This is a genomic window from Acinetobacter sp. 826659 (genome assembly GCF_000588515.1).
GTDB lineage: Bacteria > Pseudomonadota > Gammaproteobacteria > Pseudomonadales > Moraxellaceae > Acinetobacter > Acinetobacter pittii.
Genome location: NZ_JFYD01000002.1, coordinates 411,444 through 423,681 on the forward strand (window position 1 = coordinate 411,444; position 12,238 = coordinate 423,681).

A 12,238-nucleotide genomic window follows, 5' to 3' on the forward strand; every position below is an offset into this window, starting at 1 on the left:
TAAGCTTTAATAGAGTTGTTAAATGAAATAATAATACTTTTAGATTAAAAGAGCAAATTGAATAAATGAATCTAAAATAATTATTACATATATTTAAAAAAGTTATTTAGTTTTAAAAAAATACCCCAGCTAAATTGTGGGGCATTTAAATTAATAACGATTAGTTTTCATCAATTGATGAGTGGGTTTCGGTTTGTTCTAAAATTCGAGTTACAAGAAGTTGGTCAATTTTAAAATGGTCGACATCGACAACTTCAAATTTATATCCACCAAATTCCACAAAATCTGCTGGACGTGGAATTTTGCGTAAACGGTACATCATGAAACCTGCGAGCGTCTCATAATTTTCTTCATCAGGCATTTCATCAATTTCAAGAGCATGTCTTAGATCATCAATTGGTGTACTGCCATCAATTAACCATGAGTTATTATCACGTTTAATGATTTGCTGTTCTTCTTCAATAGGAGTAACCCAATCACCCATAACTGTGATCATGATATCGCTTAATGTAATCACTCCGACAACAAGTGCATATTCATTGATAACGACAGCAAATTTCTCTTTTGTAGAACGAAAACGGTCAAGTAGTTCAGAGAGTGTGAGAGTGTCGGGAATCATGAGTACGGTACGAATGGTAGACTCATTTAATTGAGTTGGTGATTGATTATTTAAAATGCGTACTAAGAAATCTTTAGCATCAACATAACCAATAACCTGATCAATATTTTCATTACACACTAAAAATTTTGAGTAAGGATATTCTGCTAATTTTTGACGAATACTATCTTCATGTTCGTTTAGGGTGAAATAAACGACGTTTTCGCGTGTCGTCATGCTTGAAGGTACAGTACGTTCTTCTAGTTCAAAAACATTCTCAATAAAGTGGTGTTCTTGTTTTTGAAGTACGCCGGCTTGAGCACCTGCATCCATGACTGCTGAGATATCATCAAAAGTAATATTATCTTCGCGTGTTGTATTGACTTTAAATAAGCGAAATAACAGGTTCGCAATAGCATTAATTCCCCAGGCTAAGGGTTTACATACCTTAATAAAAACTTGAATCGGGTTAATAACGCTAATTGCAATTTTCTCAGGTGCAATCATTGCCAAACGTTTTGGCATGAGATCGGCGAATAAAATAAATAAGGAAGTTACTAAAGTGAAGGAGAGGGCAAAACCGATAGTTTGTGTCCAAGGGCCTTCATAAAAGCGGTCGACGAGTGTGACAAAAAAGGGACGAAAAGCCGCTTCACCCAAAATACCGCCTAAAATTGCAACTGCATTTAGGCCAATTTGAGAAGCTGCAAAAAAATCGGCAGATTGTTCTTGTAGATCAAGTACTTGTTGGGCACGTTCTTCGCCAGCTTCGGCTAAAATTTTTAACTTTACTTTTCTGGCGCCAGCCAATGCAATTTCAGTTAAAGATAAAAAGCCTGCTGCGATGATGAGCAGTACGATGATAATGATATTTTGAAAGAGACTCACAAATCACCCGAGGTTCATCATTATTATGACTATGTTTTAACACAAAAAAGCGCTGAGGTAATCAGATTGATTGCTCAGCGCTTGAAGATAATGTCTAAAATCGACAATTAAATTAAAATTTATTTAATAGTGAGAAAATTGTGAATTGTTGGTTAGAAATTCACGATTTTCTTCTTCAATCATTTGACGAGCAACAAATAAAATAAGTTGGCGCAACCAGCGATGAGCTGGGTGATGATGTAATAACGGGCACCAAGCCATTTTAAGTTCAAATTCTGGAATATAAAAAGGAGGATCTTTTATAACCAGTTTTGGATTTTGAGTTTGTAGGCGTGCCATTCGAGTTGGAAGGGTGGCAATCAAGTCAACATTTTGAGCAAGTAATGCTGGCATTTGGTAGTGGCGGGTAAATACAGAAATTTTACGACGTTGACCAATACGTTCTAATGCCTGATCGATCCAGCCTAAACCGCCTTGTTTATCTGGATTTACACCAAAGCCTACACCCATACCTGTTTTAGAAACCCAGATATGCTGTGCATCTAAATAACTTTTTAGGTTCAAATGGGTTACAGCAGGGTGTTTGTCATTAAGAATACAGCTGAAACTATCACGCCAAACTAACACTTGGTGGAAACTTTGCGGTATTTCATTAAATCTATTAATCGCAAGATCGACTTTACCTTGTTCCATGTCTCTATAAGACACATCACTTGGTGTAAGAAAGTCGAGTACAACATTTGGAGCTTCAGAGCGTAGAGCTTTGACAAGACGAGGGACTAAAGTTGCCTCGGCATAGTCAGATGTCATAATGCGGAAAACGCGATTACTTGTATAAGGGCGGAATTCGGTACGGGGTTCCAAAATCATGGAAAGATCAGAAAGGGCATCACGAATACGAGGTTGTAATTCAAGTGCACGTTCTGTCGGGGTCATCCCTTCGGAAGAACGGATAAGAAGCGGATCATTAAATAAATTACGTAAGCGACGTAAAATATTACTCATTGCAGGCTGAGTTACCCCAAGCTGTTCGGCTGCGCGCGTAACATTTTTTTCACGAAGAAGTACATCAAGATATATTAATAGATTAAGATCTACTCGCTCCAGATTCATAAAAAAAATACCGAAAATAAAACCCTGAAATTGTTTCAAATTATGCCATATTTAATGATCATTGTGTGAAAGAATGATGAGAAAAGCGACATTTTTTGTAGGAATTAAGTAGGGTGGAAAGACGTTTCAAAGGCACGATTTTACTGTCTTTGCTCAGTTTTGAATGAAAGAAATCTAAATAGAATATATTTATGAATAACTTTTCAATTTCTAGCATATCAATTGACTTTTTGCATTGGCAAAAATAGCCTAATTTACAATTGACTTTTAGATTTAAAAATGAGTGGAAAATCTCCAAAAATTGTATAGAAATAAGACTTAGGGAGTTTTTAGAATAAAACTCTATACTCCTTTAGGATAATTTTATTTTTATAAACAAAGTGTTAAGGTTTTTGGTTTTATCTATAATATCGATTTATTGGTATATTTTTTAAATAAATACTGAAGATTAACAAAGGATATTGGATTAATTGATTGGCTAAGTCTAAGCTGTGTTCATGAGGAAGCAGCTGGTGTCATAAGAAATTTAAGTAACGTGACTCTAGGCTTCAATCGATGAAATCCTAAAATGAATACAGGACAATATCATGACTACATATCAAACAGCGATTGATGCAGTACGTCAATTAAAAGCAAAATTCGGCAATACTTGGGCAGACATTAGCCCAGAAGATGCTGCTCGTATGCAACTTCAAAACCGTTTCAAAACTGGTTTAGATATTGCTAAGTATACAGCTGCGATTATGCGTCGTGATATGGCTGAATACGATGCTGACTCAAGCAAATACACTCAATCATTAGGTTGCTGGCATGGTTTCATCGCACAACAAAAAATGATTGCGAACAAAAAATATTTCGGTACTACAAGCAAACGTTATATCTACCTTTCTGGTTGGATGGTTGCTGCTCTTCGTTCTGAATTTGGTCCACTTCCTGACCAATCTATGCACGAAAAAACTTCTGTTCCTGCATTGATCGAAGAAATCTATACTTTCTTACGTCAAGCTGACGCAAAAGAATTAAACGATTTATTCCGTGCACTTAAAAAAGCACAAGAAGCTGGTGATACTGCTAAAGCAGCTGAAATCACAGCTCAAATCGACAACTTTGAAACTCACGTTGTGCCAATTATTGCGGACATCGATGCTGGTTTCGGTAACGAAGAAGCAACTTACTTACTTGCTAAGAAAATGATCGAAGCTGGTGCTTGTGCGCTTCAAATTGAAAACCAAGTATCTGATGCTAAACAATGTGGTCACCAAGCTGGTAAAGTAACTGTTCCACACGAAGACTTCATCGCTAAGATCCATGCATTACGTTATGCATTCTTAGAAATGGGTCTTGAAGAAGGTATCATTGTTGCGCGTACTGACTCTGAAGGCGCTGACTTGACTCAAAAAATCCCAGTGGTTAAAGAGCCAGGTGACATCGCGTCTCAATACATCAGCTACTTAGATACTCAAGAAATTGACATTGCTGATGCTCAAGAAGATGAAATCTTAATCAAGCGTGATGGTAAATTACACCGTCCTAAGCGTTTACCTTCTGGCTTATATCAGTTCCGTGCTGACACTCAAATTGACCGTGTTGTACTTGACTGTGTGTCTAGCTTACAAAATGGTGCTGACCTTCTTTGGATCGAAACTGCGACTCCAAACGTAGAAGAAATCGCACACATGGTTAACCGTGTTAAAGAAGTTGTTCCAAATGCTAAGCTTGTTTATAACAACAGCCCATCATTCAACTGGACTTTAAACTTCCGTCAACAAGCTTACGACCGTTGGGTTGCTGAAGGTAAAGACGTTTCTGCATATGACCGCGCTAAATTAATGAGTGCTGAATATGACAACACTGAATTAGCTGCTGATGCTGATGACAAAATCCGTACTTTCCAAGCAGATGCTTCTCGTGAAGCGGGTGTGTTCCATCACTTGATCACACTTCCGACTTACCACACTGCTGCTCTTTCTACTCATGAGCTTGCACAAGGTTACTTCGGTTCTGAAGGTATGTTGGCTTATGTTGCTGGCGTACAACGTAAAGAAATCCGCGGCGGTATCGCTTGTGTTAAACACCAAGCAATGGCGGGTTCTGACATCGGTGATGATCACAAAGAAATCTTCTCTGGTGACAACGCTCTTAAAGCACATGACGATGCTAAAAACACAATGAACCAATTCGCAGCTCACTAAGAATTGATTCATAAAAAAACCCGCTCAAATGAGCGGGTTTTTTAATTATTAAAAATTATTTTTTCAAAACATAGTGTTCAGCTAAAGAGCCTTCAACTTTTTTACCTTCCATATCTAAAGCAGTTGCAGTATTTTCACCAATAAAGAATTTACGGTTTTGGCCTTTATCATCTAACGTAATAACTGAAGTATTATCTTTGTCGAAAGTAAAGGTACCATGGGTTTCAAATGGGTTGGTGTCACCTTTACCAAGATAAGTTTCGGTTAGCTCGTAAGTTTTATCATCTTTAAGTTCTAATTCGGTTTTAATACCTTCACAGTCTGCGCATGGGAGAGTGCCTTTATATGTGCCGTCCCAATCGAGTGAGTTTTCAGCTGTGTGCGCGGTATCTACAGCATTATTATTCGCTTCAGTAGTTTGCGCTGGAGCAGATGCTTGAGTTGTCGTGTCGGCTTTATTTTCATTTTTGCTACAAGCGGCAAGAAGGATACTTAAGAGTGCTACTGATAATAATGTTTTTTTCATGATGATCTAAACCTCGGAAAATAAATAAAAAACAAGTAAACAGGCTATGAAATATAAGAGCCTAATAAAAGTTTAAGTATGTAATTTAATTTTAATAAAAGGTAAAGTGAGTAAAAATTAATCAAAAAAGAAAGATATAAAATTAAAAAAAGGTATCCACTAAAAAAATAAGTGAATACCTTTATATATTAAGGTTGAGAAGAAACCCCACCTAAAGAATCACAAGCTGATTTATAAAGTTGATATTGTTGCTTTAAAACTTCATCGAGCGGCATGTCGAATAATTCTTCACCATTCTTGTAACTTTCTACATATGAAGTCGCCTTTTCTTTGCTTACCGCTAAAGACTGCTGGTAGTAAGAATTGATTGAGCTTGTTGCTATCTGACTTGTCTCAACATTTTTACATTCAAAATTATGGAGAATTTTTTCTGCACGTTTGACCTCACTAGATTGGCCAAAAATACACCCAGTTAAAAAGACAAGTGGCGTTAACACGAAAAAAAGTTTCATGGAGAGCAAGTATGGAAGCAACGGTGGGCGCTATTGTATAAATAATTCCATAAGTTACTGTGGTTTTATGTTAGACATTGATTGTTTTTTAACTCATTAAAATCAAAAAATTGTATCTAATTTTATCATTTTGCTTATTTTTATATTTGGTGCGTATTTTGCTTATAACTTTAAGCACTTATTTTGAACATATGAACCAGAATGAATCAGGTACAAACGTTTTCAAAAAACTCTTTAGCACCATTTTGGTATGCGCGATTAGAGCTCGGATTTTGTTTTGAAAATTCACGCACCATAATGAGTCATAGAAAACACCATGGCCCTGTAAGGGTGCAAAAAATGCTCTGGCCTGAAAAAACAGGTGTATGTCATGCGATTATTGTACATCCTCCAGCAGGAATTGCAGGAGGAGATCATCTTACTTTTCAAATCGAAACCAAAGATCAAGCTCATGCGGTTGTAACGACTCCTGGTGCTGGAAAATGGTACAAAACCAATGGAAAGCAAGCCTTTCAGCATATTCATCTTCATGTGCGAGATCGGTCTATTTTGGAGTGGGTTCCACAAGAAACGATGCTGTTTGATGGAGCTCTAGCACACTCAGAAACTCATATTCATCTTGACCATGCTGCCAGTTTTATTGGCTGGGATATGTTGGTACTCGGGCGGCAGGCACGTGCTGAACGTTTTGTGCGGGGAAGTTACCACAACCAGTTTAAGTTGTGGCGAGAACAAAAGTTACTAGTTGCAGATACATTGTTTTTTGAAGGTGAAGACCGTTGGCTGAGTTCATGTTTAGGTATGAATAATCAAGCCGTAATGGGAAGCTTTTGGGCAGTCGCTCCTGAGAAATATCGGTCATCATTTTATTTAGAACAACAGCTCGAACTCATTCGCGAATTGATGATGCGTATGCAAGCACCTGTAACTTTAACGTTATTAGATGATGTGGTTTGTGCGCGTTTCTTGGGAAATGATGTCAGACATTGCCATGATGCTTTTGCGGCAATAAGAGCAAGATTAAGACGTTATTGGATTGATTTAGATGAAGAATTTCCAAGAATCTGGAGGACTTAAGTTACGTTAAATTGCGTATTTAAAAAACGATTAAAACAAGTATGCTGCTTTTGAGCACGTATTTTGCTTAAAGAAAGTTAGATGCTATTTAGGAAAGAGATATGGAACTCAATCCAACAGAAAAAGATAAATTACTTATTTTTACCGCAGGCCTAGTCGCTGAGCGCCGTAAAGCTCGTGGCTTAAAGCTAAATTATCCGGAAGCTATCGCTTTTATTTCTGCTGCTTTGCTTGAAGGGGCGAGGGATGGTATGACGGTGAGTGACTTGATGCATTACGGAACAACTTTATTAAAGCGCGAAGATGTGATGGATGGTGTGCCAGAAATGATTGCTGAGGTTCAGGTCGAAGCAACTTTTCCTGACGGTTCGAAGTTAGTCACTGTTCATCAGCCAATCGTATAAAAGGAGCGTTTATGATCCCTGGTCAAATCATTACCCCAGATACAGACATTGAGCTGAATGTTGGACGACAAACTTTAAAAATTGTAGTTGCCAATATTGGGGATCGGCCTATTCAGGTGGGTTCACATTTTCATTTTTATGAAGCAAATGATGCACTGCAGTTTGATCGTGAAATAGCGAAAGGCTTTCGATTAAATATCGCGGCAGGCACGGCAATACGTTTTGAACCGGGACAAAGTCGGGAAGTGGAGCTTGTTGCTTTAGCGGGTAAGCGAGAAGTATATGGTTTTGCAGGTCGTGTCATGGGACGTTTGGATGAAAATGTTGATTAGAAAAGCAACGAAAGATGACACAGATACTATCGTTGCCATAATCGCTCCATATGTAGATCAAGTGATTGCAAATGACGAAGGGCGCTCACGCTTTAAACCAGAAGTTATACAAACAATTTTTGATCGAGAAGATATTCATTATTTTGTTGGAGAGATTGATCAACAGATCGTGGGTATAGTCGCTTATATGGAACCCTCACATTTAATGCATTTTTTTATTAAAAAAACACATTTGAAACTAGGTCTAGGGCGACAGCTTTGGGGTTTCATAGAAGAAAAAATTAAAAATGAGAATATAGACGTTGAAAAAATTACGGTGAATTCAAGTTTTTATGCTCAAGATATCTATGAAAAATTTGGTTTTATTGTAAGTGGTGATGCTGCTGAAAAATGGGGAATCAGGTTTATCCCGATGACAAAATATTATGCTTTGCCATCAGAAAAATAAGGAACTAATCGTATGAAAATGTCACGTCGTGCATATGCTGAAATGTTTGGTCCAACGGTTGGTGATCGTATTCGCTTGGCTGATACAGAGCTTTTTATTGAGGTTGAGCAAGATTTAACGACTTATGGTGAAGAAGTTAAGTTTGGCGGTGGCAAAGTCATTCGTGATGGAATGGGGCAATCCCAACTTTTAGCTGATGAAGTTGCCGACACTGTGATTACCAATGCTTTGATTGTCGATTGGTGGGGGATTGTAAAGGCGGATGTTGGCTTAAAAAATGGTCGAATCTGGAAAATAGGGAAAGCAGGAAATCCTGATATTCAACCTGACATTACCATTCCTTTAGGTGCTGCAACAGAAGTGATTGCGGGTGAAGGGCAAATTTTAACGGCAGGGGGTATTGATACTCACATTCACTGGATTTGCCCACAGCAAGTTGAAACTGCACTTATGTCGGGTACAACAACAATGGTGGGTGGTGGTACGGGACCAGCGGCTGGAACTTCGGCAACGACAGTGACTCCAGGGCCTTGGCATATTGCGACTATGTTGCAGGCGATTGATGATTTACCTATGAACATTGGACTGTTAGGCAAAGGTAATTTGAGTTTGCCAGACCCAATTCGTGAGCAAATTAAAGCTGGAGTAATTGGGTTAAAACTACATGAAGACTGGGGCTCAACACCAGCAGCCATTGATAATTGTTTGAGTGTGGCAGATGAGTTTGATGTGCAGGTTGCAATTCATACAGATACTTTAAATGAAGGTGGTTTTTTAGAAGAGACTCTGGCTGCATTTAAAGATCGTACGATTCATACGTATCATACCGAAGGTGCGGGTGGTGGACATGCACCTGACATTTTAAAGGCAATTGGACAAAGTAATGTGTTGCCATCTTCAACTAATCCAACGCGACCTTATACCATCAATACTATTGATGAGCATTTAGATATGCTCATGGTTTGCCATCACTTAGACCCGGCAATTGCTGAAGATATCGCTTTTGCTGAAAGTCGTATTCGCCGTGAAACCATTGCTGCCGAAGATATTTTGCAAGATTTAGGCGCAATTGCCATGATGTCCTCTGACTCTCAGGCGATGGGGCGCGTGGGCGAAGTGATTTTACGTACTTGGCAAACTGCTCATAAAATGAAAATTCAACGTGGTCCTTTAGAGGGTGATAATGAGTTTCATGATAACAATCGCGTTAAACGCTACATTGCCAAATATACAATTAACCCAGCCATTACCCATGGTTTAAGTCATGAAATCGGTTCGGTTGAAGTTGGAAAACTTGCTGATTTAGTGTTATGGAAGCCTGCATTTTTTGGTGTGAAACCTTCCATGATTATTAAAGGTGGCATGATTGCAGCGGCACCGATGGGTGACATTAATGCTTCAATTCCGACACCTCAACCCGTGCATTATCGCCCAATGTTTGGGGCTTATCCGCGTGGTGTACACAACACCTGTATTACCTTTTTATCTCAAGCAGCAATCGATGAAAAAGTTGCTGAGAAGCTAAATCTTAAAAAGTTAATTAGCCCATGTAAAAACACGCGTGCAATTACTAAAGCTGATATGAAGCACAACACATATTGTCCAGTCATGCATGTTCATCCTGAAACTTATGAGGTGCGGGCTGATGGTGAATTATTAACGTGTGAACCTGCAGACGTGTTACCGATGGCACAGCGTTATTTCTTATTTTGATAAGTTTTATAGAGATGATTTGTCTCATTACTCTAGATATGAAAGAAATAAATAAGGAGAGAAAAGCTAAATGAAAATCTATACACAACGCCTTGAACATATTTCTCCTGATCAAGCATTTGAAACGGTTGAACTGACTTTTGATACCCGCCAAAAATCACGGTTCCGAGCGGCTTTAGCGAGTGGCGTCAATATTGGTGCTGATTTACCGCGTACTGGCATTTTGCGTAGTGGCTCATATATTGCAACGCAAGAGGGTGATGTATTACGTGTCGATGCTAAGCCTGAGCGATTAATGCAAGTCACTGCTCAAACCGATTTTGATTTGCTTAAAGCTGCCTATCACTTAGGTAACCGACATGTGCCATTAATGCTGACACCAACAGCTTTATATTTTGAGCCTGATCATGTGCTTGCAGAAATGGTGGAAGGGTTAGGGCTTACGGTTTCAGAAACTGATCATCCATTTGAACCTGAAAGTGGTGCTTATGCGCAGCATAGTCATGATCATCGTTTAAGCCCAATCAAAGCTTTACATCATGTCCATTCATAGTGCCGCGCAATTATTGCAATTACTGACACTGTCTTCAACGGCACTGCCAGTTGGAGCGTATTGTTATTCACAAGGTGTGGAAACAGCCATTGATATTGGCCTAATACATGATGAAACCTCGGCAATTGCTTACTTTGAAGAAGTTCTTGAAATGCTGTTAGTACGGTTTGAGTTGCCCGTATTAAAGCGTCTTATGCAATATCATGATGACTCAGATCAGTTTCTGGTATGGGCAAATTTGTATAAGGCCAGCAGAGAAAGTAAAGAACTGCTCGCTGAATCTCAGCAACTGGCATTTTCTTTAAATGCATGGATTAAAGATGTTTTAAAAAAAACGGTTGAGGTTAAAAAGCAGTTTGGTTTTGTGCCTGTCTATGCGCAGCTTTGCGGTCGACTCGAACTCAACGACATGGATGTACTTACGGCTTATACCTTTACTGTTTTAGAAAATCAGGTTTTAGCCGCAGTAAAAACTGTTCCTTTAGGACAAATGGCTGGGCAAAGAATTTTATGGCACTTGCATGGTTTAGTACCACAAGCGGTAGAGAAAGCTTTGAAGATTAATGATGAGCAATTGAGCAGCGCTTTACCTCGTTATGCCATGCTGAGCATGAAACACGAAACACAATATTCACGGTTATTCAGGTCTTAAGTTTAGGAAAAAGGATAAAAATCATGACAGAGCGTAGTCCATTACGAGTTGGAATTGGCGGACCAGTGGGTTCGGGTAAGACAGCACTTACACTTAATTTATGTTTAGCCTTGCGTAATAAATACAATATGGCTGTGGTGACAAATGACATTTACACCAAAGAAGATTCAAACTTTTTAACCCGTAATGAAGCGATGTCGCCAGATCGTATTGTAGGGGTAGAAACTGGTGGTTGCCCGCATACAGCAATTCGTGAAGATGCTTCAATTAACTTGGCTGCAATTGATGATTTGTGTGAAAAATTTGAAGGTTTAGAACTTATTATCATTGAAAGTGGTGGTGATAATTTGGCGGCAACATTTAGTCCAGAGCTTTCTGATTTAACTTTATATGTTATTGATGTGGCTGGGGGTGAAAAAATTCCTCGTAAAGGTGGCCCGGGGATTACCAAGTCAGATTTACTCATTATCAATAAAACTGACCTTGCGCCAATGGTAGGTGCAAACCTTGATGTAATGGACCAAGATGCGAAACGCATGCGCGGAGAAAAGCCATTCTTATTTTCAAACATGAAAACACAAGATGGTCTTGAAGAAATTATCCAATTTATTGAGAAACAAGGGCTGTTTAAAGCTTAAGGAGAGATTATGGACTTCATGAAAAAATGGAGTGTAGCGCTCCTTTCATTATTGCCAGCACTTGCAATGGCTCATCCGGGACATGACCATGCACATTCTGGTTTTATGGCAGGCTTTATTCATCCGTTTACCGGTCTAGATCATTTAGTCATGGCTTTAGGTTTTGGTGTCTTGTTATGGTCAGCAGCTAAACAGTGGAAAATTGCTGGAGTCATTGCCTTAAGTATTACCTTAATTGTAGGCTTTTTAATAGGTGCTCAAGGTTTGGTACCAGTTAATATAGCTGAATACGGCATTGTTGCTTCTTTAGTTATTACAGCAATTGCTCTATGGACAAAATCAAATAAAATTTTACCTATTTCTGCTGCTTTGCTTGCAAGTTTCCATGGCATGGCTCATGGTGTTGAGTTAGCACACGCGGGGCATATTGTTGCATTAGTAACTGGTATGGTTGCTGGTATGGCGCTCATCTATTCGGGTGGATTGGTGTTGGGTGTTGTGCTTACCCGATATGTGCCATATGGCAAAAAAATTGTTGGCGCCTGTGCAGCAGTTGTTGCAGTGATTGGCTTAAGCTAACTAAAGTTTTGCA

Annotated in this window: 14 protein-coding genes; 10 read left to right on the plus strand and 4 right to left on the minus strand. The window is 38.8% G+C overall.

Annotated features, from left to right (window positions below; all coding sequences use genetic code 11):
• Positions 1-160: 160 nt before the first annotated feature.
• A complete protein-coding gene (locus J663_RS06490; RefSeq protein ID WP_002117726.1) occupies positions 161-1,486 on the minus strand; it encodes a hemolysin family protein in 1,326 nt (441 codons plus the stop codon).
• Between the two features lie 123 nt (positions 1,487-1,609).
• Complete coding sequence (locus tag J663_RS06495) at positions 1,610-2,599, minus strand: LysR family transcriptional regulator (protein WP_004703082.1); 990 nt, start codon at positions 2,597-2,599, stop codon at positions 1,610-1,612.
• Positions 2,600-3,186: 587 nt separating this feature from the next.
• Between J663_RS06495 and J663_RS06500 the strand changes: the two genes are divergently transcribed.
• Positions 3,187-4,791: an isocitrate lyase gene (locus J663_RS06500; RefSeq protein WP_002117581.1), complete on the plus strand. Its 1,605-nt coding sequence runs from the start codon at positions 3,187-3,189 to the stop codon at positions 4,789-4,791.
• Between the two features lie 55 nt (positions 4,792-4,846).
• On the opposite strand, the gene J663_RS06505 is transcribed toward J663_RS06500, so the two are convergent.
• Positions 4,847-5,317 (minus strand): copper resistance protein NlpE, encoded by a 471-nt coding sequence (locus tag J663_RS06505; protein WP_005075493.1) that lies wholly within the window; start codon positions 5,315-5,317, stop codon positions 4,847-4,849.
• A gap of 188 nt (positions 5,318-5,505) precedes the next feature.
• Positions 5,506-5,829, minus strand: a complete 324-nt coding sequence (locus J663_RS06510; RefSeq protein ID WP_005070594.1) for a hypothetical protein — start codon at positions 5,827-5,829, stop codon at positions 5,506-5,508.
• Positions 5,830-6,030: 201 nt separating this feature from the next.
• Here J663_RS06510 and J663_RS06515 point away from each other — a divergent pair, with 201 nt between their 5' ends.
• The 9 genes from J663_RS06515 (at position 6,031) to J663_RS06555 (ending at position 12,225) form a co-directional block, all read left to right on the plus strand.
• Positions 6,031-6,906, plus strand: a complete 876-nt coding sequence (locus J663_RS06515; protein ID WP_033848632.1) for an urease accessory protein UreD — start codon at positions 6,031-6,033, stop codon at positions 6,904-6,906.
• Between the two features lie 101 nt (positions 6,907-7,007).
• Positions 7,008-7,310: an urease subunit gamma gene (gene ureA / locus J663_RS06520; RefSeq protein ID WP_002117495.1), complete on the plus strand. Its 303-nt coding sequence runs from the start codon at positions 7,008-7,010 to the stop codon at positions 7,308-7,310.
• 11 nt (positions 7,311-7,321) lie between these two features.
• Entirely contained in the window at positions 7,322-7,642 is a 321-nt protein-coding gene (locus tag J663_RS06525; RefSeq protein WP_033848633.1) for an urease subunit beta, read from the plus strand.
• The gene (locus tag J663_RS06530; RefSeq protein ID WP_033848742.1) at positions 7,632-8,090 is read left to right on the plus strand and encodes a GNAT family N-acetyltransferase; all 459 of its coding nucleotides are present in this window, start codon (positions 7,632-7,634) and stop codon (positions 8,088-8,090) included. Before J663_RS06525 ends, J663_RS06530 begins: the two co-directional genes overlap by 11 nt.
• 12 nt (positions 8,091-8,102) lie before the next feature.
• Positions 8,103-9,803 (plus strand): urease subunit alpha, encoded by a 1,701-nt coding sequence (gene ureC / locus J663_RS06535; RefSeq protein WP_033848635.1) that lies wholly within the window; start codon positions 8,103-8,105, stop codon positions 9,801-9,803.
• A 70-nt stretch (positions 9,804-9,873) separates the two neighbouring features.
• Positions 9,874-10,356, plus strand: a complete 483-nt coding sequence (gene ureE, locus J663_RS06540; RefSeq protein ID WP_033848637.1) for an urease accessory protein UreE — start codon at positions 9,874-9,876, stop codon at positions 10,354-10,356.
• Positions 10,343-11,008 carry an urease accessory protein UreF gene (locus J663_RS06545; protein WP_033848640.1) on the plus strand — a complete coding sequence of 222 codons (666 nt, stop codon included), beginning with the start codon at positions 10,343-10,345 and terminating at the stop codon, positions 11,006-11,008. The genes ureE and J663_RS06545 overlap by 14 nt, the downstream gene beginning before the upstream one ends.
• A 23-nt stretch (positions 11,009-11,031) precedes the next feature.
• A complete protein-coding gene (ureG, locus tag J663_RS06550; protein WP_002117800.1) occupies positions 11,032-11,646 on the plus strand; it encodes an urease accessory protein UreG in 615 nt (204 codons plus the stop codon).
• Positions 11,647-11,655: 9 nt separating this feature from the next.
• Positions 11,656-12,225, plus strand: coding sequence for a HupE/UreJ family protein (locus J663_RS06555; protein ID WP_033848641.1), 570 nt, complete (start codon positions 11,656-11,658; stop codon positions 12,223-12,225).
• Positions 12,226-12,238 lie beyond the last annotated feature (13 nt).

What these genes read in the sequence shown, in the direction of transcription:
- J663_RS06495 (WP_004703082.1), bottom strand. Translation starts at nt 2,599, where the DNA reads ATGAATCTGGAGCGAGTAGATCTTAATCTATTAATATATCTTGATGTA.
- J663_RS06500 (WP_002117581.1), top strand. Translation starts at nt 3,187, where the DNA reads ATGACTACATATCAAACAGCGATTGATGCAGTACGTCAATTAAAAGCA.
- J663_RS06505 (WP_005075493.1), bottom strand. Translation starts at nt 5,317, where the DNA reads ATGAAAAAAACATTATTATCAGTAGCACTCTTAAGTATCCTTCTTGCC.
- J663_RS06510 (WP_005070594.1), bottom strand. Translation starts at nt 5,829, where the DNA reads ATGAAACTTTTTTTCGTGTTAACGCCACTTGTCTTTTTAACTGGGTGT.
- J663_RS06515 (WP_033848632.1), top strand. Translation starts at nt 6,031, where the DNA reads ATGAATCAGGTACAAACGTTTTCAAAAAACTCTTTAGCACCATTTTGG.
- ureA (WP_002117495.1), top strand. Translation starts at nt 7,008, where the DNA reads ATGGAACTCAATCCAACAGAAAAAGATAAATTACTTATTTTTACCGCA.
- J663_RS06525 (WP_033848633.1), top strand. Translation starts at nt 7,322, where the DNA reads ATGATCCCTGGTCAAATCATTACCCCAGATACAGACATTGAGCTGAAT.
- J663_RS06530 (WP_033848742.1), top strand. Translation starts at nt 7,632, where the DNA reads ATGTTGATTAGAAAAGCAACGAAAGATGACACAGATACTATCGTTGCC.
- ureC (WP_033848635.1), top strand. Translation starts at nt 8,103, where the DNA reads ATGAAAATGTCACGTCGTGCATATGCTGAAATGTTTGGTCCAACGGTT.
- ureE (WP_033848637.1), top strand. Translation starts at nt 9,874, where the DNA reads ATGAAAATCTATACACAACGCCTTGAACATATTTCTCCTGATCAAGCA.
- J663_RS06545 (WP_033848640.1), top strand. Translation starts at nt 10,343, where the DNA reads ATGTCCATTCATAGTGCCGCGCAATTATTGCAATTACTGACACTGTCT.
- ureG (WP_002117800.1), top strand. Translation starts at nt 11,032, where the DNA reads ATGACAGAGCGTAGTCCATTACGAGTTGGAATTGGCGGACCAGTGGGT.
- J663_RS06555 (WP_033848641.1), top strand. Translation starts at nt 11,656, where the DNA reads ATGGACTTCATGAAAAAATGGAGTGTAGCGCTCCTTTCATTATTGCCA.